This window comes from Allobosea sp. R86505 (genome assembly GCF_042466375.1).
GTDB lineage: Bacteria > Pseudomonadota > Alphaproteobacteria > Rhizobiales > Beijerinckiaceae > Allobosea.
Window position 1 is genome coordinate 961,727 of the sequence record NZ_JAXHPY010000001.1, and the last position, 24,870, is coordinate 986,596.

26 protein-coding genes are annotated in these 24,870 nt (G+C 69.9%); 11 read left to right on the forward strand and 15 right to left on the reverse strand.

Annotated elements, in window-relative coordinates; all coding sequences use genetic code 11:
• The first annotated feature begins 100 nt into the window (after window positions 1-100).
• A complete protein-coding gene (locus tag SJY11_RS04625; protein ID WP_376985250.1) occupies window positions 101-1,228 on the forward strand; it encodes a DUF2235 domain-containing protein in 1,128 nt (375 codons plus the stop codon).
• 160 nt (window positions 1,229-1,388) lie between these two features.
• On the opposite strand, the gene SJY11_RS04630 is transcribed toward SJY11_RS04625, so the two are convergent.
• The 4 genes from SJY11_RS04630 to tsaD form a co-directional block, all read right to left on the reverse strand.
• On the reverse strand, window positions 1,389-1,796 hold the full coding sequence (locus tag SJY11_RS04630; RefSeq protein ID WP_376985251.1) for an EVE domain-containing protein: 408 nt from the start codon (window positions 1,794-1,796) through the stop codon (window positions 1,389-1,391).
• A 76-nt stretch (window positions 1,797-1,872) separates the two neighbouring features.
• Entirely contained in the window at window positions 1,873-2,208 is a 336-nt protein-coding gene (locus SJY11_RS04635; RefSeq protein WP_326910247.1) for a hypothetical protein, read from the reverse strand.
• A complete protein-coding gene (locus SJY11_RS04640) occupies window positions 2,208-3,221 on the reverse strand; it encodes an NAD(P)H-dependent glycerol-3-phosphate dehydrogenase (protein WP_376985252.1) in 1,014 nt (337 codons plus the stop codon). The genes SJY11_RS04635 and SJY11_RS04640 overlap by 1 nt, the downstream gene beginning before the upstream one ends.
• Complete coding sequence (tsaD, locus tag SJY11_RS04645; RefSeq protein WP_376985253.1) at window positions 3,218-4,282, reverse strand: tRNA (adenosine(37)-N6)-threonylcarbamoyltransferase complex transferase subunit TsaD; 1,065 nt, start codon at window positions 4,280-4,282, stop codon at window positions 3,218-3,220. Before tsaD ends, SJY11_RS04640 begins: the two co-directional genes overlap by 4 nt.
• Window positions 4,283-4,576: 294 nt before the next feature.
• Here tsaD and SJY11_RS04650 point away from each other — a divergent pair, with 294 nt between their 5' ends.
• The 4 genes from SJY11_RS04650 (at window position 4,577) to rpoH (ending at window position 10,631) form a co-directional block, all read left to right on the forward strand.
• A complete protein-coding gene (locus SJY11_RS04650; protein ID WP_376985254.1) occupies window positions 4,577-6,664 on the forward strand; it encodes a uroporphyrinogen-III synthase in 2,088 nt (695 codons plus the stop codon).
• Between the two features lie 17 nt (window positions 6,665-6,681).
• Window positions 6,682-8,418: a heme biosynthesis protein HemY gene (locus SJY11_RS04655; RefSeq protein WP_376985255.1), complete on the forward strand. Its 1,737-nt coding sequence runs from the start codon at window positions 6,682-6,684 to the stop codon at window positions 8,416-8,418.
• A gap of 58 nt (window positions 8,419-8,476) precedes the next feature.
• On the forward strand, window positions 8,477-9,520 hold the full coding sequence (locus SJY11_RS04660; RefSeq protein WP_376985256.1) for an RluA family pseudouridine synthase: 1,044 nt from the start codon (window positions 8,477-8,479) through the stop codon (window positions 9,518-9,520).
• 214 nt (window positions 9,521-9,734) lie between these two features.
• The gene (gene rpoH, locus SJY11_RS04665; RefSeq protein WP_326910260.1) at window positions 9,735-10,631 is read left to right on the forward strand and encodes an RNA polymerase sigma factor RpoH; all 897 of its coding nucleotides are present in this window, start codon (window positions 9,735-9,737) and stop codon (window positions 10,629-10,631) included.
• 67 nt (window positions 10,632-10,698) lie between these two features.
• On the opposite strand, the gene SJY11_RS04670 is transcribed toward rpoH, so the two are convergent.
• Entirely contained in the window at window positions 10,699-11,748 is a 1,050-nt protein-coding gene (locus tag SJY11_RS04670; RefSeq protein WP_376985257.1) for a DUF2125 domain-containing protein, read from the reverse strand.
• A gap of 141 nt (window positions 11,749-11,889) precedes the next feature.
• Here SJY11_RS04670 and SJY11_RS04675 point away from each other — a divergent pair, with 141 nt between their 5' ends.
• Window positions 11,890-12,450 (forward strand): gamma-glutamylcyclotransferase, encoded by a 561-nt coding sequence (locus SJY11_RS04675; protein ID WP_376985258.1) that lies wholly within the window; start codon window positions 11,890-11,892, stop codon window positions 12,448-12,450.
• Between the two features lie 149 nt (window positions 12,451-12,599).
• Here the strand turns inward: SJY11_RS04675 and SJY11_RS04680 are convergent, their stop codons facing one another.
• The 5 genes from SJY11_RS04680 to SJY11_RS04700 form a co-directional block, all read right to left on the reverse strand.
• The gene (locus SJY11_RS04680; protein ID WP_376985259.1) at window positions 12,600-13,049 is read right to left on the reverse strand and encodes a hypothetical protein; all 450 of its coding nucleotides are present in this window, start codon (window positions 13,047-13,049) and stop codon (window positions 12,600-12,602) included.
• A 73-nt stretch (window positions 13,050-13,122) separates the two neighbouring features.
• Window positions 13,123-13,908, reverse strand: a complete 786-nt coding sequence (locus tag SJY11_RS04685) for a lysophospholipid acyltransferase family protein (RefSeq protein WP_376985260.1) — start codon at window positions 13,906-13,908, stop codon at window positions 13,123-13,125.
• Between the two features lie 50 nt (window positions 13,909-13,958).
• Window positions 13,959-14,678, reverse strand: coding sequence for a YdcF family protein (locus tag SJY11_RS04690; protein WP_376985261.1), 720 nt, complete (start codon window positions 14,676-14,678; stop codon window positions 13,959-13,961).
• A 166-nt stretch (window positions 14,679-14,844) separates the two neighbouring features.
• Window positions 14,845-15,813 carry a cell division protein FtsX gene (locus SJY11_RS04695; RefSeq protein WP_376985262.1) on the reverse strand — a complete coding sequence of 323 codons (969 nt, stop codon included), beginning with the start codon at window positions 15,811-15,813 and terminating at the stop codon, window positions 14,845-14,847.
• Window positions 15,806-16,429 carry a cell division ATP-binding protein FtsE gene (locus SJY11_RS04700; protein ID WP_376989252.1) on the reverse strand — a complete coding sequence of 208 codons (624 nt, stop codon included), beginning with the start codon at window positions 16,427-16,429 and terminating at the stop codon, window positions 15,806-15,808. Before SJY11_RS04700 ends, SJY11_RS04695 begins: the two co-directional genes overlap by 8 nt.
• Before the next feature lie 236 nt (window positions 16,430-16,665).
• Here SJY11_RS04700 and SJY11_RS04705 point away from each other — a divergent pair, with 236 nt between their 5' ends.
• From SJY11_RS04705 to SJY11_RS04715, 3 genes are all read left to right on the forward strand, one after another.
• A complete protein-coding gene (locus SJY11_RS04705; RefSeq protein ID WP_376985263.1) occupies window positions 16,666-17,445 on the forward strand; it encodes a zinc-ribbon domain-containing protein in 780 nt (259 codons plus the stop codon).
• Window positions 17,446-17,583: 138 nt separating this feature from the next.
• Window positions 17,584-18,144 carry a hypoxanthine phosphoribosyltransferase gene (gene hpt, locus SJY11_RS04710; protein WP_326910124.1) on the forward strand — a complete coding sequence of 187 codons (561 nt, stop codon included), beginning with the start codon at window positions 17,584-17,586 and terminating at the stop codon, window positions 18,142-18,144.
• Between the two features lie 3 nt (window positions 18,145-18,147).
• Window positions 18,148-18,522 carry a response regulator gene (locus SJY11_RS04715; protein WP_326910121.1) on the forward strand — a complete coding sequence of 125 codons (375 nt, stop codon included), beginning with the start codon at window positions 18,148-18,150 and terminating at the stop codon, window positions 18,520-18,522.
• A gap of 7 nt (window positions 18,523-18,529) precedes the next feature.
• On the opposite strand, the gene SJY11_RS04720 is transcribed toward SJY11_RS04715, so the two are convergent.
• Window positions 18,530-19,033 carry a TspO/MBR family protein gene (locus SJY11_RS04720; protein ID WP_376985264.1) on the reverse strand — a complete coding sequence of 168 codons (504 nt, stop codon included), beginning with the start codon at window positions 19,031-19,033 and terminating at the stop codon, window positions 18,530-18,532.
• 118 nt (window positions 19,034-19,151) lie between these two features.
• Here SJY11_RS04720 and SJY11_RS04725 point away from each other — a divergent pair, with 118 nt between their 5' ends.
• On the forward strand, window positions 19,152-20,306 hold the full coding sequence (locus SJY11_RS04725) for a trans-sulfuration enzyme family protein (protein ID WP_376985265.1): 1,155 nt from the start codon (window positions 19,152-19,154) through the stop codon (window positions 20,304-20,306).
• 109 nt (window positions 20,307-20,415) lie between these two features.
• On the opposite strand, the gene SJY11_RS04730 is transcribed toward SJY11_RS04725, so the two are convergent.
• Window positions 20,416-21,003, reverse strand: coding sequence for a glycoside hydrolase family 19 protein (locus SJY11_RS04730; protein ID WP_376985266.1), 588 nt, complete (start codon window positions 21,001-21,003; stop codon window positions 20,416-20,418).
• 113 nt (window positions 21,004-21,116) lie between these two features.
• Window positions 21,117-21,638, reverse strand: coding sequence for a cysteine dioxygenase (locus SJY11_RS04735; RefSeq protein ID WP_376985267.1), 522 nt, complete (start codon window positions 21,636-21,638; stop codon window positions 21,117-21,119).
• 180 nt (window positions 21,639-21,818) lie between these two features.
• On the opposite strand from SJY11_RS04735, the gene SJY11_RS04740 reads away from it, so the two are divergent.
• Window positions 21,819-22,298, forward strand: coding sequence for an Lrp/AsnC family transcriptional regulator (locus SJY11_RS04740; protein ID WP_376985268.1), 480 nt, complete (start codon window positions 21,819-21,821; stop codon window positions 22,296-22,298).
• Window positions 22,299-22,380: 82 nt separating this feature from the next.
• Here SJY11_RS04740 and SJY11_RS04745 read toward each other — a convergent pair whose 3' ends face one another.
• Together SJY11_RS04745 and SJY11_RS04750 are read right to left on the reverse strand one after the other, a co-directional pair.
• Window positions 22,381-23,067: an OmpW/AlkL family protein gene (locus SJY11_RS04745; protein WP_376985269.1), complete on the reverse strand. Its 687-nt coding sequence runs from the start codon at window positions 23,065-23,067 to the stop codon at window positions 22,381-22,383.
• Between the two features lie 153 nt (window positions 23,068-23,220).
• Window positions 23,221-24,843, reverse strand: coding sequence for a peptide chain release factor 3 (locus tag SJY11_RS04750; RefSeq protein WP_376985270.1), 1,623 nt, complete (start codon window positions 24,841-24,843; stop codon window positions 23,221-23,223).
• Window positions 24,844-24,870 lie beyond the last annotated feature (27 nt).

Below are 24,870 nucleotides of genomic sequence, written 5' to 3' on the forward strand. Positions count from 1 at the left end.
CGGGGGAGAGGCGCTTGTCCCCGCCCTTGATTCCGCAACCTATGATTGCGTTATGGCGGAGATGCGATAGCGTCTTCTCATCACGCCATCGGGGGCGACCATGGCCAGAAACATCTGCATCTTCTCGGACGGCACGGGGCAGGCCGGCGGCGACAACCCGATCAACTGGACCAATGTCTATCGCCTCTACAAGCACACGCGCGACGCCGACCCCGCGCGGCAGATCTGCTTCTACGATCCAGGGCTGGGCGCCCATCCCGATGGCGAGAAGCCGGGGCCGTTGCGGCGCGCGGTCAACGTCCTCTCGCAAGCGACCGGCTATGGGATCACCCGGAATATCATCGACTGTTACACGGCGCTGCTGCTGAGTTACGAGCCGGGCGACCAGGTCTTCCTCTTCGGCTTCAGCCGCGGCGCCTATACGGTCCGCAGCCTCGGCGGCGCCATCGGGCTGTGTGGCGTGCCGCCGGGCCTGCCGAAGTTCGCGGGCTGGACCGAGCTGCAGCGCAATCTCGAACACGAGGTTCGCGCGATCGCCACCGAGGCGGTGACGACGGTCTACCAGGAACGCGACGAGACGAAGCGGCTCGAGGCCGCGGTGGCGTTCCGGCGCAAATTCGGCTCGCAGGAGCTGCCGCCCACCTTCGTCGGTGTCTGGGACACGGTGCGGGCGCTCGGCGTCAAGGGGCTGAACAGCTTCACTCTCGGCCGGCACAGCTTCAACAACAACGCGCTGCACAAGGGCGTGCCCCATGGCCGCCAGGCGCTGGCCATCGACGAGAACCGCAAGACCTTCAAGCCCGAACTCTGGGAGGAGGACGCGGCGAACCCCGACCGGATCAAGCAGGTCTGGTTCGCCGGGGTCCACACCGATGTCGGCGGCGGTTACGGGCTGAAGATGGGCCTCTCCGACATCACGCTGGACTGGATGCTGACCGAGGCGACCGCGATCCCGAAGCCGCTCATCGTCGACCCGGCACTGCCGGCCTCGCTGGTGCGGGACCCGCTCGGCAAGCAGCACGACCAGCTCAAAAGCGGCTGGATTCCGTTCACGCCCGGCACGCGGGAGGCCTTCATTCCGCACCGGCCCTCGCAAGCGGGTCGACCGGTGTTCGACTCGGTGCCGCCCCGCTTCAAGGCGCCCGCCGTGCCGATCCTCGACGAGCAGCGGCCCTATCGCCCCAAGGCGCTGGAGGGGCATCCGGACTACGGCCATCATTACCCATAGGGCAGACGGATCTCCGCCTGAAACGCGACGTCATCCCGGACAAGCCGCGAAGCAGCGCCGTTCCGGGATCCATCGTAAGGCTCCGGAGCCCTCCGATGGATTCCGGGACAAGCCCGGAATGACGGCATGTTTCCCAGAAATGCCGGCAGGCACGCCCGGGCTACAGCCCGCCCATCCTGCAGACGATGTCCCATTCGGCGTCGGTGACGGGCTGGACCGAGAGGCGGAAGGATTTCACCAGCGACATCTCGGCGAGCTTCGGCTCGGCCTTGACCTGAGCGAGGCTGACGGGCTTCGGCAGCGGCTTCACGGCCTTGAAATCGACCAGCACCCAGGGCTCGCCGGGGATCCAGATATAGGCCTCCTTGATGACCTCGACGATGCCGACGACCTCGAGCCCCTCGTTGGAATGGTAGAAGAAGACCTGCTCGCCCCGCTTCATGCCCATCAGGTTGAGCTTGGCGGTGTGGTTCTTGACGCCGTCCCAATGCGTGCCGGCCGCGCCGGCCGCGACCTGCTGGTCCCAGGACCATTTCGAGGGTTCGGATTTGACGAGCCAATGGGCCATGGCGTGCTCTCGCGGGGGTGGTGTGGACGAGACCCGTCGATAGCGAAATCCGGGTCGGCTGCCTATGGGCGCGCGCTCACTCGTCCCCGTCCGCCTCCTGCGCCAGCGGCACCGGCGGCTTCGAGGCCTCCGGCCCCTGCACGTTCCAGAAGCGCACCATCTCGCGGGTGAGGGCGGCGTAATCCTGCGGGTCGAGTTCGACGCGGACCTCGGCCTCGCCGAAGGGCAGGATCAGCACGAAGCGATGCGTTCCTTCCGCCCTGCGGCGGCGATGCTGGATCACCGGCTGGGCGATGCGGCCCGCCAGCGGCACGGGCTCGCTCTCGGCGACGAGGTCCGAGCCGGTCGTCTTGCGCACCTCGGCGATGCCTCGCGCCACCCGCTTCGTCAGATCCGACCAGTCGCCCGCCATCACTCGCTCTCCCGTTCCCGTTCGGCCCGCAGCGGCCGGGCGAGCAGCCCGGTCACCGCCTCGCGCACGCCGATCGTGCCGTCGATGATGCCGGCGACCGCGTCCGCGATCGGCATGTCGACGCCGCCTGCCCGCGCCATCTGCGCCAGTATCTGGGCGGTGAAGGCGCCTTCCGCCAGAGCGCCGCCGGCCGCGTCGGTCACGCTGCGGCCCTGGCCGAGTGCGAGCCCGAAGGCGAAGTTGCGCGATTGCGGCGAGGCGCAGCTCAGCACCACGTCGCCGAGCCCCGACAGCCCCATCAGCGTCTCGCTCTGGGCGCCATGCGCCTGGCCGAAGCGGCGCAGTTCGGCGAAACCGCGCGCGACCAGCGCCGCGCGCGCACTCTCGCCATAGCCGAGGCCGATGGCGATGCCCGCCGCGATGGCGAGCACGTTCTTGGCGGCGCCGCCGATCTCGACGCCGCGGGGGTCGGCGCTGTGATAGATGCGGAAGGCCGGCGAGCTCAGCGCCTCGGCGAGCGCCTGCGCCAGCTGCGCGTCCGTGGCGGCGAGGGTCACCGCGGTCGGCAGGCCCCTGCCGATATCGGCCGCGAAGCTCGGCCCCGAGAGGATGGCGGGCCGGGCGCCCGGCAGCGCCTGCGCGATGATCTGGGTGGTGAACAGCCCCGTGCGCTGCTCGATTCCCTTGGCGGCGGAGATCACCGGCCTGTCATCAGGCAGCAGCGGGGCGAGGGCCTCGCAGGCCTGCCGCAGGCTCTGGGTCGGCACGGTCAGCAGCAGGGCATCCGCCGCGACGAGGTCGGAGAGGGAGGCGGTGGCGGAGACGCTCTCGGGCAGCGTCACGCCCGGCAGGCGCGGGGCCTGCCGCGTGCACCGGATCGCCTCGACCGCCGCAGCGTCGCGGGCCCAGATCAGGACGTCGCGGCCGGCCCGGGCGGCGGCCAGGGCGAGCGCCGCGCCATAGGCACCGGCGCCGACGATGCCGATCGTATGGAGGCTCCCGGCGCCGCTCATCCGGTAGCCGCAGCCGCGTCTCCGAGGGGCTTCAGCTCGTCCAGCGGCCAGCGCGGACGGGCGAGCGCGCTCATGTCGTCGACGAGGCCGAGTCGCAGCCGCTCGAGTCCCGCCCAGGCGATCATCGCGCCATTGTCGCCGCACAGATGCAGCGGCGGGGCGATCATCGCCAGTCCGGCTTCGGTGGCGAGCCGGGTCAAGCCGCGCCGGATCGGCTGGTTGGCCGCCACGCCGCCGGCGACGACCAGCGCACTCGGCGTGATGCCCGCCGCGGCGCAGGCCCGCATGCCTGCGCGCGTCCGGTCGACGAGCACGTCGACGACCGCCGCCTGGAAGGAGGCGCAGAGATCGGCGACGTCGCGGTCCGACAGCGGCGCGATCCGTTCCGCCACCAGCCGCACCGCCGTCTTCAGCCCCGAGAGCGAGAAATCCGGGTTTGGGCGGCCCTGCATGGGACGCGGGAAGTCGAAGCGCTCGGGATCGCCCTTGGCCGCCTCGCGCTCGACCGAGGGGCCGCCCGGATAGGGCAGGCCGAGCATCTTGGCGATCTTGTCGAAGGCTTCGCCGACGGCGTCGTCGATGGTGCCGCCGAGCTTGAGGTAGTCGCCGACGCCGCGCACGGCGAGCAGTTGCGTATGCCCGCCGGAGACGAGCAGCAGCAGATAGGGAAAGGCGAGATTGTCGGTCAGCCGCGCCGTCAGCGCATGGGCCTCGAGATGGTTGACCGCGATGAAGGGCTTGCCCGTCACCAGCGCGATCGCCTTGGCGGTGGTCAGGCCGACCATGACGCCGCCGACGAGGCCGGGGCCGGCGGCCGCCGCGACCGCGTCGATCTCGGAGGGTTCGAGGCCGGCGGTCTCGAAGGCGCGGGCGACGATGCGGTCGATCGCCTCGACATGGGCGCGCGCGGCGATTTCGGGGACGACCCCGCCATAGGCGGCATGGGCGGCGATCTGGCTGAGCACCTCGTTGGAGAGGATCCTGACCTCGCCGGAGCGCTCGACGGAGACGATCGCAGCCGCGGTCTCGTCACAAGTCGTCTCTATGCCCAAAACGCGCATGATCGGTGGGTCAGGTCTCGAAAAGGGGATGGCAAAGGGCTTGAAGCCGGCGGATCGCCCGGCACGAGCGGGCGGAGGATGTCCACCTATAGTGCGCGAGCGGCCCTGAGGCCAAGAGGGCGTTCAAACCAGGCCGACGGAACCGAAGCGCCGGTCGTCGCTTGGGAAAGCAGGAACCGTTCGCCCCGTCATGGGCCGGCGGGGGCGGGACGCCGCACCTTGCGCGAGGCCGCGCAGCGCGGGATGGATGGCGGCGAGGGCGGGCGACTGATGCCCGAGCGAGAAGGACAGTGCATGCGCATCTTCGTGTTCCGACCGCCGGCCGAGGCCGACCGCACGGCCGCCGCGCTCAGCGCCCACGGCCATGAGCCCGTTCTGGCGCCGCTCTTTACCGTGTCGCGCCTGTCGGAGCCGGCGCCGGATGGACCCTTCTCTGCGCTCGTCCTGACCAGCGGCAATGCGGTGGCGGCGCTGGCCGATCTGCCGGCCTCGATGCGGTCGCTGCCGGTGTTCAGCGTTGGAGGCCGGACGGCCGGAAAGGTGCGCGAGGCGGGTTTCGCGGAGTCGCGCAGCGCCGGCGGCAACCGTGACGATCTGATCGCGCTCATCCGCGACGCGCTGCCCGCGCCAGCGCGGCTCCTGCTGATCGTCGGGCGCGACCGGCACGAGGATGTCGGCGAGCGCCTGGGTGAAGCCGGTTTCGAGGTCGCGACCTGGGTCGCCTATGCAGCCGAGGCGGAGCCGGCCTTTCCGGCGCAGGCGGTGACGGCGTTGCGCGAAGGCGGCGTCGAGGGCGCGCTGCATTATTCGGCGAGGGGCGTGCGCACCTGCCTCGCGCTGGCCCGCGAGGCCGGCGTGCTCGAGCCGCTGCTCGACCTCACCCATGTCGCGCTTTCGGCCGATGTCGCCGCTCCCCTGATCGCGGCCGGCGCTAGCACCGTGCTCGTGGCCGAGCATCCCGAGGAGGCGGCGCTGCTGGCGGCACTGGACCAAGTGTCCGCTCGCAATCGCCGCGGCGAGGATGCTACACAAGGCGATGTTGCGCCGTCGGGCGTCGAGACGGACAAGGACGCGATGAACGATCCCGTTACGCCGGACGGCAAGGCCGCCGGTCCCTCGGACGAGAAACCGGCCAGCGCCGGCACGCGAAAAGGCAAGGGCGGGCCGCGCTCCGGCCGCACTCCGCCGACGATCGAGGCGACCGCGACGGAGGTGACGCCGCCGGCGCCTGAGGCGGCTGCGCCCGTCGAGACGACCCCGCCCGGCGATGAGACGCCGGCTGCCGTCGATCCCGCCCCACAGGCCGCGGAGCTGGGCCGCGACGTGCCGCCCGAGGCGGTCCTGCCCACCGAGGCCTTGCCGCGCGAATATCCGGGTGCCACCAACGCCGAGCCGGCGGCCCATGCCGAGGCCCTGCGCGAGGAGCCGGCACCGGCCGCCGCGCCCGCGGCCTCTCCCTCGCGGCTGCCTTCGCTGTTGCTGGCGGGGCTGGTCGGCGGGGCCGTCGCGGCCGGGCTGGTGATGCTGGTCATGTCGCGCACGACGCCGGCGGTGTCGCCCGAGCAGATCGCGCAGCTGCAGAGCCGCCTCGATGCGCTGCAGAGTGCCGCCGCCGACCTGGACAGGAAGGCCACCGCCGCCTCCGAAGCCGCCGCCAAGGCCGGCGCCGCGGCGCAGGGCGCGACGGCGCGGGCGAACGAGGTCGCCAGCGCACGCGGTCCCGATGCCGCCGCGCTCGAGGAACTGAACGCGCAGGCGAAACGGGCCGAGGCCGCGGTCGCGGCCGTCGGCCAGCAGCTCGAACGCGCCGGCGCCCGCATCGGCAGCGTCGAGACGCTCGCCAAGGCCGCGGCGGAACCGAGCCCGGAGGGGTTGGCTGCGGCACGCATCGTGCTCGCCGAGCGGGTGAGAGGCGCGTTGGCCTCGGGCCGGCCCTTCGCCGCCGATGTCGCCGCGCTGGCCAAGGGCGGCGGCTCGCCCGAGCAGATCGCGGCACTCAATGCGGTCGCGGCGAGCGGCGCCCCGACCCGCGACGCGCTGTTGGCGCAACTGCGCACGCACAGGGCGATGTATGCCCGCGAGCTGACGCCGGCCTCGGCCGGCTGGCAGGACAAGCTGCTCGCCCTCGCCAGCCGCGTCATCAGCATCCGCCCGGTCGGCGACGCCGGTACGAACGATCCCGCGACGCTGCCGACGCGGATCGAGAACGCCATCGCCAGGGGTGACAACGGCGCGGCCGCCGCCGCCTGGGCGCAGCTGCCCGAGCCGGCGCGGCGCGCGAGTGCCGATTTCGGTGAGGCGCTGCGCAAGCGGGCTGCGGCTGATGCCGCGATCGCCACCATCGCACAGGATGCAGTGGCCGCGCTCGGCGCGGCCGGCTGACGGAGGATAGGGGTCCAATGGTTCGCGTATTGCTCTATCTCGCCGTCTTCGCCGCGCTCGCCGTCGGTGCCGTCTGGCTGGCGGACCGGCCGGGCGAGGTCTCGGTCGTCTGGCAGGGCTGGCGGATCGACACCAGCGTCGCGCTGGCGGCGATCGCCGTGGTCGTTCTCGCGCTGCTGACGATGCTGGGCTTCGGCCTGCTGCGCTTCTTTCTGGGCCTGCCGAGCGCCTTCAGCTTCGCTTCGCGGTCGCGGCGCCGGGCGCGCGGTTTCGAGGCCGTGTCGCGCGGCATGGTCGCGATCGGTGCGGGCGATCCCGTCGCCGCCGGCCGTCACGCCGTCGATGCCCGCCGCTATGCCGGCAATGAGCCGCTGACCCTGCTGCTGGAAGCCCAGGCGGCGCAGCTCTCGGGCGATCGCGGCCGGGCGGAGGCTGCCTTCAAGGCCATGCTCGACAAGCCGGAGACGCGGGTGCTCGGCCTGCGCGGACTCTTCGTCGAGGCCAAGCGCCGCGGCGACATGGCCGCCGCCCGCGCCTTCGCCGACGATGCCGTGCGGCGCTCGCCCTCGCTGGCCTGGGCCAATGACGCCCTGCTCGATTTCCACACCAACGCCGGCGACTGGCAGGCGGCGCGCACCGCCGTCGAGCGCCGCGCCGCGCTGCGCCTCGCCGACAAGGCGGACGCGAAGCGCCAGCGGGCGGTCCTGCTCGCCGCCGAGGCGCTCGAAGCCCGCGGTAACGCGCCCGAAAAGGCGCTCGCTGCCGCCCTCGAAGCGGTGAAGCTCGCGCCGGGGCTGACGCCCGCCGCGGCGCTCGCCGGGCGGATGCTCGCCGAGCGTGGCGATGTCCGCAAGGCGGTCAAGCTGCTGGAGGCCGCCTGGAAGGAGGTCTCGCATCCCGACATCGCCGCCGCCTATCTCGATGTCCGCCCCGGCGACAGTGCGCAGGACCGGCTGGCCCGCGCGACGACGCTGGCAAAGCTGCGTCCGGCCGATCCCGAGGGCGTTCTGGCGCTGGCCGGCGCCGCCATCCATGCCCGCGATTTCGCCAAGGCGCGCAGCACGCTGAAGCCGCTGCTGGCGGGCGGCGCCTCGGTGCGGGCCTGCCTGCTGATGGCGGAACTCGAGGAAGCCGAACACGGTGCGGCCGGGCGGGTGCGCGAATGGCTTGCGCGGGCGACGCGCGCGCCGCGCGATGCCGCCTGGGTCGCCGATGGGCTGGTCTCCGACCACTGGATGCCGCTCTCGCCGATCTCGGGCCGGCTCGACGCCTTCGTCTGGACCGTGCCGCCGGCGACGCTGGGCAGCCAGGCGCCGGCGCTCGACGACGTTCTCGGCGATCTCGACCATCCGACGCCGCTGATCGAGGCGAAGGCCGAGGCGGTCGAAGCGGAGCCCGTGGCGGTCGCGCCGCCGCCTGCGCCCGCGCCCGCGCCGGCCCCGGAGCAGCCGGTGGAGGCGCCGAAGGCGGCTTCGGCTCCCGAGCCTGCGCCCGAGCCCAAGCCTGCGCCCGAGTCCAAGTCTGCCCCTGCAGCCGAGCCTACCCCCGCGGCCGAGCCGGCGCCGAAGGGCGAGGCTGTCGCGGAGAACAAGCCCGAAGCGAAAGCCTCCGCCCCGGCCGAGGCCGTGGCGCCCCCCGCCGATGCGCGGCTCAAGCCGGTGATCTTCCCGGTTGCCCATGCGCCGGATGATCCGGGCCCCGACGAGGCGCCGCCGGTGGAGGACAAGAAGGGCAAGTTCCGCCTGTTCGGCTAATCGCCCTGGGACGCGAAAAGGCGTGCGGCGCGTCGCCGCCCGGCCTATAGCGTCGGGCATGACTTCAGATGCGACGCACGACACCGGGGCCGCAGGCGCCGGCTCCATCCTTCACGTCGGCCCCGAGCAGGCGGGCGAGCGCCTCGACAAGGCGCTGGCCATGCTCGCCAGCGAGATCTCGCGGGCGCGGCTGCAGCAGGTCATCAAGGAGGGCGGCGTCACCCTCAACGGCGTCGTCGCCGGAGACGGCAAGCGCAAGGTGTCCGAGGGCGACGTGATCGCGCTGGTGATCCCGGCGGCGCGGCCGCCCGATCCGGTGGGGCAGGACATCCCGCTGCAGGTGGTCTTCGAGGACGAGCACCTGATCGTCATCGACAAGCCGGCGGGGCTGGTGGTGCATCCGGCGGGCGGCCATGAGGACGGCACGCTCGTCAACGCGCTGATCGCCCATTGCGGCGAGTCCCTCTCGGGCATCGGCGGGGTGCGGCGGCCCGGCATCGTGCATCGGCTCGACAAGGACACGAGCGGGCTTCTGGTCGTCGCCAAGAACGACCGCGCACATCAGAAGCTCGCCAAGCAATTCGCCGATCATGGCCGTACGGGGCCGCTGCAGCGCGCCTATCTGGCGATCGTCTGGGGCGCGCCGCGCCGGCCGCATGGCACGATCCAGACGCAGATCGAGCGCTCCAACAAGAACCGCGAGAAGATGATGGTCGTCGGCGAGGAGCGCGGGCGCGAGGCGATCACCCATTACACCGTGATTGAGCGCTATCCGCCGCTGCTCAAGGCCGGCGAGGAGACCGAGGCGCTGGCGAGCCTGGTCGAATGCCGGCTGGAGACCGGCCGGACCCACCAGATCCGCGTCCATATGAGCCATCTCGGCCACCCCCTGCTGGGGGACGCGCTCTACGGTTCGGGCTTTGCCACCAAGGCCGCGCGCCTGCCCGAGGCGGCCCGAGACGCGCTGACCGCCCTGGGGCGCCAGGCCCTGCATGCGGCCGTGCTCGGCTTCGAGCATCCGGCGACCGGGGAGGAACTGCTGTTCGAGTCCGATCCACCGCCCGAGTTTGCGCAGTTGCAAGATACGCTCGCGGCTCTGTGAGCCGATCTGGTCCGTTTGCCCACTTTCCGCCAAGCTGTCTTGGCATATACTGGCGATCGGATGCGGATGGCCAAGGGGGCGCCGCAGGTGAACCGGCCCGATCGAACCTGCGTAAGGTTGAGACGTTGGGTCTGTTCACGACATCCGAACCTGCGCGAAGGTTGATCGCGCGGTGGGTCTGCCGCGAAGCGGGGGCCCGAGAAGGAGAACGCGCATGGCGAGTGCCTCGCTTCCCGTCCTGTCCGCAGAGGGCGGGCTTTCACGTTATCTCGACGAGATTCGCAAGTTCCCCATGCTGGAACCGAATCAGGAATTCATGCTGGCCAAGCGCTGGCGGGAGCATGGTGACCGCGAAGCCGCGCACCAGCTCGTCACCTCGCATCTGCGTCTCGTGGCCAAGATCGCCATGGGCTATCGCGGCTACGGCCTGCCGATCGGTGAGGTCGTCTCCGAGGGCAATGTCGGCCTGATGCAGGCGGTGAAGCGCTTCGAGCCCGACAAGGGCTTCCGCCTCGCCACCTATGCGATGTGGTGGATCAAGGCCTCGATTCAAGAGTACATCCTGCGCTCCTGGTCGCTCGTGAAGATGGGCACCACGGCCAATCAGAAGAAGCTGTTCTTCAACCTGCGCAAGGCCAAGAGCAAGATCTCGGCGCTGGGCGAGGGTGATCTGCGCCCCGAGCAGGTCAAGAGCATCGCGACCAAGCTCGGCGTCAACGAGCAGGACGTGATCGACATGAACCGCCGGCTCGGCGGCGACGCCTCGCTGAACACGCCGCTGCGCGAGGATGGCGACGGCGAGTGGCAGGACTGGCTGGTCGACGACAGCGAGAGCCAGGAGCGCCGCCTCGTCGACGCCGAGGAGGCCGACAACCGCCATTCGGCGCTGCGCGAGGCGCTCGAGGTGCTGAACCCGCGCGAGCGGCGCATCTTCGAGGCGCGCCGGCTGGCCGACGACCCGATCACGCTCGAACAGCTGTCCGAGGAATTCGGCGTGTCGCGCGAGCGCGTCCGCCAGATCGAGGTCCGCGCCTTCGAGAAGGTGCAGGACGCGGTCAAGAAGGCGCTGGTGCGCATCGAGGCGCCGCGTGCGGCTTTGCCGGCGGCCTGAGCGGTTCTCACAACGGCGACGACTTCAGGGTCGCGGTTTTCCGCGCCCCTTTTTCATGGCCCGCCTCTCAGTACAGTACCGGCAGCGGCTGCAGGGGCAGGCGGATCGGGCCGAGATAGACGCGGCCTTCGCGCAGCACGATGGGCGGCAGGGCGGTGAGGCCGGGCGCCGCACCCGGTAGCTGTGCGCTGAGCCGTCCGCCGAGCAGGCCACCGAGGCCCGCCGCGAGCCCGCCGACCGGGATGCCGGCGATCTGGCGGATGCCGGCCAACGAGGCCTGGAGCTGGCCGGCCGGGCGGTGCGTCTGGTCGATCAGGAACTGGCCGGTCGCCTCGATCCGGGCGGGACCCTTGACCGAGACCAGCTTCGTCACCTCGATCTGGCCGCCGGCCGTGCGCCAGGCCTCCAGGGCATCCGGGTTGAGGCCGATCCGGAACGCCTCCGCCTGGGTCAGCGTCGCCTGGATGTCGACGTCGCCGGCTTCCGTCGTCCCCAGCAGTGCGTCGAGCGCCGGCAGAACCGAGCCCTTGACCGCGATGGCGAGATCGACGGCCTGGTCCGCGGCGGGCCGGGACGGATTGCGGCGCAGATGCGCCTCCAGGCTCGCGGCCTTCCAGGTTTCGGGGGCGAGACCCGGCGCGCTCAGTCGGGCATCGGGAGCGGTGACGACGAGCGAAACCCGCTCGGGTCCGCCGGCGGCATGGCTCAGGCTGGCCTCGAGCCGCGTCCAGCCGAGGTCGAGCGTACGGCCCTCGGGCAGAGTGGCCTGCAAAGGGCCGGTGATCTGCGCAATGACGAGATTGGGTGTGTAGATCTGCCCGACCGCCACGGCCGGGCCGGTCTGGACACGGACCGCCTCGCCCCAGCGGGCCGAGGCGAGCGCCAGCGAACCGCAACGCAACTCGACGCGGAAGGGAAAGCCGGTGACGGAACGGTCCGTGCAACTCCAGCTCCGGCCGAGCCCCGCCTCGCGGGCGAGCGCGGTATCGACGGCGTCGATGACGCGGCTGCGGACGACGAACCAGAAGGCGGTCCAGCCCAGCGCGAGGACGAGAAGCAGTCCGAAGGGGGCATAGAGCCAGGCGCGGCTGCTGCGGCTGGAAGCGGGGGCTGTCATGCGGGAACGGTCCATTGCGCGGATGCGGCGGGATTGTTAGCTCCGCCCGTGGACGGAGGCCAGCCGGCATCGGTCGCCGGTGCGGCTTTCAAGCAGGCCGCCGCGGCCAAATTATGGGATGGCGAGAGGGTTGGGACGGGCATGACCGCCGCGCTGGGAGAGACGGAACTCTGGGTCTTCGGCTATGGCTCGCTGATCTGGCGGCCCGGCTTCGCCTTCGAGGAGAGCGTTCCCGCGCGGCTGCACGGCTATCACCGCTCGCTGTGCATCTTCTCGCATGTGCATCGCGGCACGCCCGATCGCCCCGGGCTCGTGCTCGGGCTCGACCGCGGCGGCATCTGCCGGGGGCTGGCCTTCCGCGTCGCGGCCGCGCGGGCGCAGGAGACGGTGGACTATCTGCGGGCCCGCGAGCAGGCGACCGCGGTCTATCTCGAGCGGCGGCTGCCGGTGCGGCTGGGGGACGGGCGCCATGTGACGGCGCTGGTCTACATCGCCGATCGCAAGCATCTGCAATATGCCGGACGCCTGCCGCGCGAGCAGCAGCTCGAACTGGTCCGGCACGGACGCGGCAGCTCCGGAGAGAACCCCGATTACGTGCTCCTGACCGACGAGCATCTGCGCAAGATGGGCATCTTCGACCCCGTCCTGGCCGGGCTCGCCCAGGCGCTGGCGCCGGGCGCGGCGCCACGGCCGAAGCTGTAGGTCGGGGCGGCTATCTGCCGAAAATCTCCCTGTCATCCTGGGCAAGCCGCGCAGCGGCGCAGGCCGGGATCCATCATAGGGTGACGGCCTACCCTATGATGGATCCCGGTCGACCTTCGGTCGCCCAGGATGACGGCGGCGGTTCTTTCTCACACCTCCGGCATCAGGTCGAGCAGGGCGGCGCGGCGGCTGATCCCGTCCTCGGCGAGCAGATGGACGTGGATCTCGCTCGCCCCGGCCAGGGCGACCGCGTCGCGCCAGCGGGACAGCGCCGCCTCGATGCCGAAGGGGCCGCTCTCGCGCGCCGCCAGGATGCGCCGGTCGGGTGACACGGCCAGCAGCACCGCGTCGGTGAAGCCGAGCGCATGCTCGTCGGCGACCGCGAAGACGGATGCGACGTAGCGCCGGCCGGAGCGGCCGCGCCAGGCGGTGAAGCGGCGCTCGCCGAGGGCGGCCGTGCTGCGCATCGGCAGCTCCCGGACGATCTCGGGCCGGGCCTCCGCCATCAGGTCGACGAGAAAGAGATCACGCTGGCGCTGCCCGCCGGGGAGGGGGCGGTGCTGGTGCCGGATCTGCGGGCGGTGGGCGAGGGCGGCCATGTCGTTCCTCCTTTGTTCTGAAAACAAAATGAGAACGACGGGGATACAAGTCAAGCAGTGCGGAGGGCGGGGATCAGCTCTGCTGCCGCGGAATGTCAGCAGTCGTCGCCAGCGGATCGAGCCCGAGTGCGGCGAGTTCGGCCCGACCGAGCGCCAGAAGACGGTCGCTGGCGGTTTCGATCCGCTCCTGGATCAGAGCGTGGAAGCTGGCCTTGTCGAGGCCCGGCGCGATCGGTGGCAGGATCTCGATGCGGATGGTGCCCGGCCGTCGCAGGAATTTGCGCCGGGGCCAGTAGAGCCCGGAGTTGAGCGCGACGGGTACGCAGGGCAGCCCGAGTTCGCCATAGATATGGGCGACGCCGAATTTGTAGGCCGGGGGCGCGCCGGGTGCGCGGCGCGTCCCCTCGGGGAAGATCAGCAGCTGGCGCCCGTTCTCGCGCAGCTCGGTCTTGGCACGCTTCGTCACCTGGGCGAGCGCGCGGGCCTTGCCGCCCCGGTCGACCGGAATCATCCTCATTTTCATCAGGCACCAGCCGAAGAACGGAATCCAGGTCAGCTCGCGCTTGAGGATGAAGACCGGGTCGCGGAAGACGGTGACGAGCGCGAAGGTCTCGAGGAAGGACTGGTGTTTGGCCGCGACGATCATGCCGCCCGAGGGGATGTTCTCGCGCCCGACGATCTCGTAATCGGTCCCGGCAACGACCTTCATCAGCCAGAGGGCGCTGTGGGCCCAGGCGACGGCGACGGCGAGCAGCATCCTCTTCGGCAGCAACAGGGCCGGCGTGGCGGCGAAGACCAGCCACAGGGCGAGGTTCAGATAGAAGAGGACGTTGAAGAGGAGCGAGCGCAGGACGAGCATGGCGCGCAAAGACCCCGCAGCCCCGCCGCCGTCAAGCGCGGCGGCTGCCCTCAGCCGTCATGATGGCCGCTTTTCAACTGACTGCGTCTTTCCTGCTCCGGCCCCATCAGCTCCGCCGGCTTGGAGGAGACGGGCTTGCGGCCGCCGATGATCACCGAGAGGCGCGAGGTCTCCGGATCGGTCTCGACGGCGCTGCGCAGGCGCGCCGCCAGGTATTTCGCATATTCGGGCAGGAGCACGCGGATCGCGCTCCAGCGATGCCACCACCCGGTGGTGTCGATCTGGTCGGTCACGACCGGGTGCGGCACCAGCCTGAGTCCGGGCATGGCATGGGAGAACTCGGCGATGGTCCGCGGCATGTGATAGTTCGAGGTCACCACCAGCAGCGACCGGAAGCCGTGGTGGCGCACCCAGCGGCGGGCCTCGATCGCGTTGCCGATGGTGTTGCGGGCGCGGTAGTCGAGATCGACGCAGCAGGAGAGCAGATCGCGGGCCGAGGGGTTGAGCTTGGCCAGTTCCTCGCGGCCGGTCTTCTCGTTGACGCCGCTGATCAGCAGGCGCGCGCCGCGCTCGGCGCCGAGCAGGCCGATCGCATCGCCGACGCGCTGCGAACCACCGGTGACCACGACGATGGCGTCCGTGCGCGGGACCGCGACGGGCTCCCGGTTGGCGATGGCGGAGGCGAAACGAACATATCCAAGAGCAAGCGCCAGCCCGCAGGCCAGCGACAGGGCGAGCACCGCCAGAGCGACCGCGCGCCGAATCTTCACCCCCCTGCTCACGGAGCGGGGCGCGAGCGAGCCCGCTGCACGGGCCTGCGGCTCCTGCCTGAGACCGATCATCGCCATCCTGACCCCAGGCTAGCGCGGCAATCTGGCATAAGAGCGGCAGGGCTTCGCCCGGCCCGGCCCACCCCCTCGTCTCCCCGGACGCAACTCACGGTGCGCCTCCGGCCAGGGCGCGCAGGTGGTGCCGGACGGTGATGCGCGAGACGAGGCCGGAGATCGCCGCGACGACGATGGCGACGAGGATGACCGCGCCATAGCCGGCCCAGCCGATCTCGAAGGCGCCGAACATCGCCTGCAACTGCTCGGCCTCGGGCGCGGCGCTGAGGCGCGACGAGAGGAAGCCGAGCAGCGCGATCACGAGAATGGCGGCGATGCCTCCGATGGTGCCGCCGCGCAGGCCCAGCCGGACGAAGCGGCTCTGGAACTCCCGCGCGATGAAATCGTCGTCGGCGCCGACCAGATGCAGCACCTCGACGCTGTCGCGGCTGCCGGCCATGGCGCCGCGGGTGGCGAAGGCCACCGCCAGGGCGGCGGCGGCCAGGACCAGGAGGACGACGGCCGCGCCCGAGAGGATGATCGTGCTCGCCATCGTCGAGAGCCTGCGGATCCAGAGGCGGTGGTCGTCGAGGATCGCGGTGGGAACCTCGCGCCGCAGCGCCTCGCGGAAGGCAGCAAGATCCGGGCCGGCGCCCGATTGCAGCTTCAGCACGATCAGCCGCGGCACGGGCAGCTCGACAAGGTCCAGCCCGGTGCCGAGCCAGGGCTCCAGCAGCTTGTCCGATTCGCTGCGCGGTACCGGCTGCACGGCGGTGATGCCCGGGACAGCGCGCGCCATGGTCGCGGCGCGGGCGATGTCGGCCTCGATGTCGCGGCGCGAATCGGGGCGGATCTGGATCGTCATCTCGTTGGCGACGGCGCCGCGCCACTGCTCCGAGGCGCGCGCGGCGAGCACGGCGGCACCGGCGCTCAACGCGGCCAGAAAGGTCAGGATCGCGATCACCGCCATCAGCGCCCGGCCCGCGACATTGTCGATCGGCACCAGCGGCTGGTCGCGCCGCAGATTGCTCGGCAGCGGCCGCTCGTCGCGCTCGGCATCATGGGCGGCGGCGTCAGGCATCGACGTGCAGATGTCCGTCCGCGAGGACCAGGCGCGGTGCGTCGTAGAGTTCCATCAGGCCGAGATCGTGGGTCGCGATCACCACGGCGGTGCCGAGCGACTGCAACTCCATGAACAGCCGCAGCAGCCGCCGCCCGAGCGCGGGGTCGACATTGCCGGTCGGCTCGTCCGCCAGCACCAGTTCCGGGCGGCCGATCAGGGCGCGCGCGATCGCCGCGCGCTGCTTCTCGCCGCCGGAGAGGACGGGCGGGACGGCGTGCATGCGCTCGCCGAGCCCGACCCAGCGCAGCAGTTCGACAACCTCGGCGCGGTAGCTCGCCTCCTCCTTGCCGAGCACGCGCAGCGGCAGCGCGACGTTCTCATAGAGGGTGAGATGGTCGAGCAGGCGGAAATCCTGAAAGACCACGCCCATGCGGCGCCGGAAGGCGGTCAGCGTCCCGGCATCGAGCCGCGAGACGTCCTGGCCGAAGAGATGCACGAGGCCGCGGGTCGGCTGCAGCGCCATCAGCACGAGGCGCATCAGCGTCGTCTTGCCGGCCCCCGATGGGCCGGTGAGATACTGGAACGAGCGTGGCTCGATGCTGAAGTTGATGTCCTTCAGCACCTCCGGGCCCATGCCGTATCGCAGGCCGACATTCTCGAACCGAACCAAATGCCTGCTTCCTCGGGGCCAGACTGCGAATCTTCGCGACCGATCCTACACCCGTTGCCGGTGGCGCGGAGAACCGTCCCGACCAGCATGGCGCGAAGTTCTTCACGCGACGTTAACCATCGCGGTCGCCAATGAGAGGCGCGCCCCGATGGCGGGCGCAAGGCTCGAACCGCACCGAACGGGAACCGCCGGCCGCCACCATGCTGATCGTCTGCCCCTCCTGCGCCAGCCGCTACGAACTCGACGGTGCCAAGCTCGGCCCCGACGGCCGCAAAGTGCGCTGCGCGAGCTGCCAGACGCTGTGGCATGTCGCCCCCGAACCCGAGCTGCCCCCGGTGCCCAGCGCCGAGGAGACGCAGGCGCTGCTGAACGAGGAGCTCGAACAGGCCGCGGCGATCGCGGCCCAGGTCTCGGCTCAGGTCGCCGAAGGCGATAGCGAGGACGTTGCCGCTGCATCTGAGCCGCGCAAGCGCAGCGGTCCAAAGACGGCCCGCAAGCCGCGGCCCAAAGCCCATAAGAAGGCGTATAGTCCCGTCGTCCTGGCTACGTCGTTGTCCGTCGTCGGGCTGGTCCTGCTGGGCGGGTTGGTCTGGCAGCGCACGCTCGCTTCCCGGATCGCGCCGCAACTGGCGGGCGTGTTCGAGATGCTCGGCTATCCCATCAATGTTCACGGGCTGAAACTCGGGGCCGTGGAGAGCGGCCTGGTCGAGGACGCGACGGGCCGCTTCCTCGTCGTCGAAGGCGATGTCACCAACATCACCAAGAGCCAGACCCGGGTTCCGCCGATCGAAGTCGCGGTCAAGGACGCGGCGGGGCAGACGCTCTACAGCTGGAAGACCGATCCGCCCCGACAGGAGCTCGAGCCCGCCGAGCTGATCCGGTTTCGGGCACGGCTGGCGGCGCCGCCCGCGGCGGGACAGTCCGTCCTCGTGCGCTTCGCCTCCTCCACCTCGGCTGAACCCGGCGAACCCCGCCGCTGAGCCCCGGGCGGCTTTCCGCGAGGGGGCCTGTTCAGCCAGCGCCGGTCGCTCTAAACCTCTGACGACAGACCCCACGAAACGCGTCCGCAGGAGCCTGCCTCTCGGTGCGCTACCGCGATGCGAGAGGATGACCACACCATGTCGGAGCCACGGCGCATCAGGGTGCTTTACGACGAGGCGACGATCGCCCGCCGCAACGAGGAGATGGCCGAGGCTATCGCCGCCACCGCGCCGGCCGATCTGCTCGTCGTCGCCGTCCTGAAGGGCAGCTTCATGTTCGTGGCCGATCTGATCCGCGCGATGCACCGCGTCGGCATGGCGCCGCAGGTCGAGTTCGTGCATCTGTCGAGCTACCGCGCCGCGACCGTCTCCTCCGGTCAGGTCGAGATTTTGAGGGACGTGCAGAGCGACGTGCGCGGACGCGAGGTCCTGCTCGTCGACGACATCCTGGAATCGGGCCGCACGCTCGCCTTCGCCAAGGATCTCCTGGCGGCGCGCGGCGCCGCGAAGGTCTCCTCCGTCGTGCTGCTGGAGAAGCCGGGCAAGCGCGCGGTCAACATCGTCGCCGACTATGTCGGCTTCGAATGCCCCGATTATTTCGTCGTCGGCTATGGCATGGATGTTGCCCATTCCTACCGGCAATTGCCTTTCGTCGGCGTCATTGAGACCGCCGACCAGGCCGGTCTTCCGGGGATCTGAGCCATGTCGCGCATTCTGGTGGTCGATGACGAGGAGCCGCTGCGGACGCTGGTGGCCCGCGGCCTGACCATGGACGGCCATTCCTGCCTGACGGCGGCCGACGGCGCCGAGGCGCTCGACACGCTGATGGCGGAGCGGGGGCATTTCGACCTGCTGCTGACCGACATCCGCATGCCGCTGATGGACGGGATCGCGCTGGCGCTCGCCGCCAAGCAGGCCTTTCCGGACCTGCCGATCATGTTGATGACGGGCTATGCCGAGCAGCGCGAGCGCGCCCGCAGCCTCGACGCCATCGTCTCCGAGGTGATGACCAAGCCCTTCACCATTGCCGAGCTGCGCACCGCCGTGCTGAACGTGATCGAGCGCTCGATCGGCTGAGCGGCCTTCAGCGGTTCAGCCACCAGATCGAGACGTTGAGCAGCGTCGCGAAGGAGACCCAAGCGACATAGGGCCACTGCAGATTCGCGGCGAGACGGTCGACGCGACCAAACAGCGCGATCGTGACGAGGATCATCGCCAGGAAGGGCAGGATCACCAGCAGGCCGCCGAGCGGGCTGTTCAGCCCGAAGAAGACGCAGGACCAGGCGAGGTTGAGCGCGAGCTGGACGTGATAGGCGATGAGCGCCTGCGGCTTGCCGGGCGTGCCCGCCGGTGCCCTCAGGATGCGATAGACGCCATAGGCCATCAGCGCGAACAGCGTCGTCCAGACTGGGCCGAACACCCAGTTGGGCGGGTTGAAGGGTGGCTTGGCGATCGTCGGATACCAGGTCAGCACCTGCGGGATGGTGACGGCGTTGCCGAGCAGGGAGACGGCGACGACGGGCGCGACCGCGATCAGCGCGTCGATCCAGAACGGGCGCGGGGCGGCCGCGGGCGATGATGGTGACATGCTCATGATCGTGACATGGAGGCGTCCTGCGCTCCTGGCAAGGTCGCGGCTCTTGCATCCGGGCCGTTGCCTGCGCCAGATGCCTTTTTAGTCCCTCCTGGAACTTTCACGGATCGTCATGCCAAAGCGCACCCTGCACCCCCGCTCCCTCGCCGCGCAGGCCATGGGCAAGATCGACCCGCTGACCAAGGGCGTGGTGCCGCCGATCCATGTCTCGACGACCTATATCCGCGACGAGGACAACGGCTATTCCGGCGGCTTCATCTATGGCCGGCCCGACAACGAGACGACGCGCGAGGCGGAGAGCGTGCTCGCCATGCTGGAGCAGGCCAAGGCCGGCGCACTGCTTTTCGGCTCGGGCATGGCGGCGGCGACCGCCGTGTTCCAGGCGCTTTCGCCGGGCGACCATGTCGTCGCCTCCAAGGTGATGTACTGGGCGCTGCGCTCCTGGCTTTTGACGGAAGCGACGCGCTGGGGCCTCGTCATCGACTTCGTCGAGACCGACGATCTCGCCGCGCTGGCCGCCGCCGTGAAGCCCGGCCGGACCAAGCTGGTCTGGGCCGAGACGCCGTCGAACCCGCTCTGGACGATCACCGATATCGCGGCCGCCGCCGAGATCGCCCACAAGGCGGGCGCCAAGCTTGCGGTCGATTCGACCTGCGCCTCGCCGGTGCATACGCGCCCCCTGCAGCTCGGCGCCGACATCGTGATGCATGCGGCGACCAAGGTGCTGAACGGCCATTCCGACGTGGTCGCCGGCGCGCTCTGCGCCCGCGAGGACGACGAGTTCTTGAATCGCATCAAGACCGTGCGCAAGGGCCAGGGCGGCATCCTCGGCCCGTTCGAGGCCTATCTGCTGATGCGCGGCATGCGCACGCTCCATGTCCGGCAGGAGCGCCAGAGCGCCTCGGCGATGGCGCTTGCGCAGCGCCTCTCGGCGCATCCGCTGGTGGCGCGCGTGCTCTATCCCGGCCTGCCGCAGCATCCCGGCCACGACATCGCGGCGCGCCAGATGGAAGGCGGCTTCGGCTACATGCTCTCGGTGCAGGTGGTCGGCGGCGAGGCGGCGGCGGTGAAGGCGGCCGCGCATGTCGAACTGTACAAGCGGGCGACCTCGCTCGGCGGCGTCGAGAGCCTGATCGAGCACCGCGCCTCGATCGAGGGCGCGGGCTCCCCCTGCCCGCCGGACCTGCTGCGCCTCTCGACCGGCATCGAGGATCTCGAGGATCTCTACGCCGATCTCGACCAGGCGCTGAAGGCCGGGCACGGCTGAAGAGACGGAACCGTCATTGCGAGCGAAGCGAAGCAATCCAGGAGGACGAGGCGCGAGCGGTCCCTGGATTGCTTCGTCGCTACGCTCCTCGCAATGACGGGGAGCAGCCCTACACCCAGATCGTCTTCGCCAGCGCCAGCCACTGCGCGCGCTGCGCCAGCCCGTTGCGCCCGCCATTGATCAGCCGGGTCACGGCGACGACGTCGTCGGCATCGGCGGCCGCGTTGCAGCCGCGGTCACGCCAATAGGCGAAGGCGATCGCCAGCGAGACCGCCGGCTCCTTCGCCCGTTCGGGCGCGGCCTCGAGATCGAGGCCGATCAGGGCTCCGTAGCGGCGGTAATTGGCGCGGCCGGTGAGCTGGAAGATGCCACGGCCATGATAGCGCGCGCCGTCGCCGCCTTTCGTGTTGCCGAGATCGCGGCGCCCGTCATAGCGGGCGAAATAGGCCGGGCCGCCATATTCCTCCAGCGTCCGGAATCGGTCCGTCTCATGCGCGGCCTGGGCCAGCAGGTGACAGAGCCGCAGGTGCGTGGTGATGCCGGCGGCGGCCGCCAGCTTGTCGAAATCGACAGCGATGCCCTCGACGATCGCGCGCCGGCCGGCGGGGGCGAGGCGCAATAGGCGCTCCGTGGTGACGGAGAGAGGTCTCGGCTGCGTCGGCACGGGTGAGGCCGGCCGGGCTCCTTGCATCGACATGGCTGGCTCCCTCGTGACGAGGGGCCATCATCGCCGGGAGCAGGAGAGAGGGGATTGGCGGGGCGGCTTGTCCCCGGCGAGACGCCCGCCGACCCGGAGACCGACGCTCAACCTCAGCCCTCGACGGCGGTGTATTGCGTCTCGATCGAGGAGTCGTGGGCCTCGTGGTCGAAGCCGTAGATGTGGATCGAGATCGCGTCTTCGGTTCCGAGATTGCGCATGCGGTGGATGTTGGGGCCGGTCGGCAGCATGCAGGCGACATAGCCGGCCTCGCGGTCGTGCTGCTCGGTGGCGATGGCGCGCTGCGTATCGATGGCGCGATACCAGGTTTCGGTCACGGTGCCGCTGACGACGCCGAAGCAGCAGGAGCAATGGTGGTCGTGGATGCAGGTGGTGGCACCGGCCGCCCAGACGATCGCCCAGACGCTGACAGACTCGTCACCCGCCAGCAGATTGCGGGTGTAGCCGCCGGGCTTGCGCTCGAGCGGGAGGCGCGCGACGAGGTCGGGCAGCGCGACGAGCTCGCGCAGGACCGAGCGGGCGGCGGCGAGATAATCGCGCGAGCACGTGCCCTCATCGCTCCGCAGGCTGGCGAGCACCGCGCCTCGCCGCTCCGCGTTCAAGAACCCCTGCATCCCGCAACTCCCGTCGGATCGTCCACCTGCTCAGGATAGCGATGCGGCGGGAAAATGGTTTGCTATCTTGCGCGTTAATGCCGTGATCTTGGAAATGGATGTCGTTTGTGGCATCGAACTGAGAATTGATTTGCGGGCAGAGCGCCGACAAGGCGATTCCTTTGCGATTCCCGGGGTGCCATGGCCAAGCTCGACGCCTTCGATCTGCGGATTCTCGCCTGCCTGCAGGAGGATGCGAGCCTGCCGCTGGCCGAATTGTCGGAGGCGGTCGGATTGTCCGCAACGCCGTGCTGGCGGCGGGTGCAGAAGCTTGAGGCCGCCGGCTATATCCGCAAGCGCGTGGCGCTGCTCAACCGCAGCAAGCTGCAGGCGGGCGTCACGGTCTTCATCGCGGTGAAGACGGCGCGGCATTCGATGGAGTGGCTCGAACGCTTCCACGCGGCAGTGCGCGACCTGCCCGAGATCGTCGACTTCTACCGGATGAGCGGCGAGATCGACTATCTGCTCAAGGCCTGCGTGCCGGACATCGCGGCCTATGACGCACTCTACAAGAAGCTGATTTCGCGCATCGACCTCAACGACGTGACCTCGATGTTCGCGATGGAGGAGCTGAAATCGACCACGGCGATCCCGCTCGGCTTCGTGCAGCCCGAAGGCTGAGGCCGAAACGAAGAAGGGAGCGGCGAACCGCTCCCTTCCTCCCCCAGCCCCCGGAGACCCCCCAGCCGAACGGGAGCGGATTTCAGAACCGATAGGTGACGCCGGCGCCGATCAGCCAGGGATCGATCTTGACCTTGCCCGAGATCAGGCCGTTGTTGACCTTGACCTTGGGCTCGAGGAAGATCTTCTTGACGTCGAAGTTGATGCCCCAGTGACGGTCGATCATGTAGTCGAAGCCGGCCTGCAGGGCGAGGCCGAAGCTGTCCTTCAGATCGAAGCTGGCGAAGCCGCCCTTGGCCTTCTCGTTGAAGAAGACGGTGTAGTTCACGCCGACGCCGACATAGGGCTTGAAGGCGCCGAGATCGGTGAAGTGATACTGCAGCATCAGGGTCGGCGGCAGCAGCCAGGCCGAGCCGATGCGCGCGCCGGCCAGCGTTCCGGAGCCCTTCACATTGTGCGGGGTGACGCCGAGGATGAGCTCGACAGCGATGTTCCGGGTGAAGAAGTAGCTGATGTCGAGCTCGGGCACGACCGAGTTCGAGATGTCGACATCGCCGCCGATGATCGGCGCGCCGCCGAGCTTGAGCTTGGCGCTTTCCTGCGGGACGACGAAGAGGGCGCGGCCGCGGATCATCCACGGGCTCCACTGCGTCATGACCGGCGCGAGCGGGGCCGTCTTGGCGGACGGCAGATCGGCAGCCCCGGCGGAGGTCAGGGCCGTGCCGGTGAGCAGCGCGGCGCAGGTGGCGAGACGGACGATATGTGACATGGCGAAGGCCCCCAGGATCGGAGCGCGGCGCGTCTGCGCGCTCGCGGCTCATGCCTCCCAACAGCCTCAATCCCGCCGCGATTGATTTGACCCTGATCAAGTCCGACAGCGCTGCGCGGAAACTGTGGCTTCGGCGCCACAGTCCGGGGTGGTTCAGGCCCTGGCGACCTTCTGGTAGTCCTTGATGTCGGAGAAGGTGACGTCGGGCGCACGCTCGGCGTCGTATTTCAGGGTGAACTGGCTGGAGGCCATGAAGACCGGGTCGCCGTCGAGGTCGTCGGCCATGGAAGACGGCTTCGACGACACGAATTTCTGCAGCGCCGCCTTGTCCTCCGAGGAGACCCAGCGCGCGATCGCATATTGGCAGGGCTCGAAGTCGACGGGCAGCGAGTATTCGACGTCCATGCGCTCCTTGAGCACGTCGAGCTGCAGCGCGCCGACGACGCCGACGATGGCGGGCGCGCCGTCATGGGGCAGGAAGATCTGGACGACGCCTTCCTCGGCCATCTGCTGCAGCGCCTCGCGCAGCTTCTTGGCCTTCATGGCGTCCTTGAGCTTGACGCGACGCAGGATTTCCGGCGCGAAGCTCGGCACGCCCTTGAAGACGACGTCCTCGCCCTCGGTCAGCGTGTCGCCGATGCGCAGCGTGCCGTGGTTGGGCAGACCGACGATGTCGCCGGCATAGGCTTCCTCCGCGATCGAGCGGTCGCGCGCGAAGAAGAACTGCGGCGCGTTGAGCGGCATCGGCTTGCCGGTGCGGACGAGCTTGGCCTTCATGCCGCGCGAGAGCTTGCCCGAGCAGACGCGCATGAAGGCGATGCGGTCGCGATGGTTGGGGTCCATGTTCGCCTGGATCTTGAAGACGAAGCCGGTCATCTTCGGCTCGCCGGCCTGGATCGTGCGCTTGTCGGCGATCTGCGCGCGCGGGCTCGGTGCCAGCGCGCCGAGTGCGTCGATCAGGTCGCGCACGCCGTAGTCGCGCAGCGCCGCGCCGAAATAGAGCGGCGTCAGGTGGCCTTCGCGGAAGGCTTCGAGGTCGAAGGGCTTGAGCCCCTCGCTGGCGAGGAAGACCTCCTCGCGCCAGGTTTCGGCGGCGCCATGGGGCAGGAGTTCGTCGAAGAGCTTGTCGTCGGGACCCGTGACGGCGAGATCCTCGGCGCTCTCGTCGCCCTTCTGGTTGCGGCGGAAGCTGTTGGCCTTGAGATCATAGGTGCCGACGAATTCGCGGCCGCGCCCGACCGGCCAGGTCATCGGCGCGACGTCGAGTGCCAGCGTGGTCTCGATCTCGTTGATCAGGTCGAACAGGTCGCGCGTCTCGCGGTCGACCTTGTTGATGAAGGTGACGATCGGGATGTCGCGCAGGCGGCAGACCTCGAACAGCTTCTTGGTGCGCGCCTCGATGCCCTTGGCGGCGTCGATCACCATGACGGCGGAGTCGACGGCGGTGAGCGTGCGGTAAGTGTCCTCCGAGAAGTCCTCGTGGCCCGGCGTGTCCAGCAGGTTGAAGACGTGGCCGCCATATTCGAAGGTCATCACCGAGGTGACGACCGAGATGCCGCGCTGGCGCTCGATCTTCATCCAGTCCGAGGAGGTCTGGCGCCGACCCTGCTTGGCGCGCACCTCGCCGGCGAGCTGAATCGCGCCGCCGAAATAGAGCAGCTTCTCGGTCAGCGTGGTCTTGCCGGCGTCGGGGTGGGAGATGATCGCGAAGGTGCGGCGGCGCGCATGCGGGGCGGCGTCGCCTGCCGGCGCGGCGGAGGTCTGGATGTCGGTCATGGCGGTGTGAGAACAGGATGGGGGCGG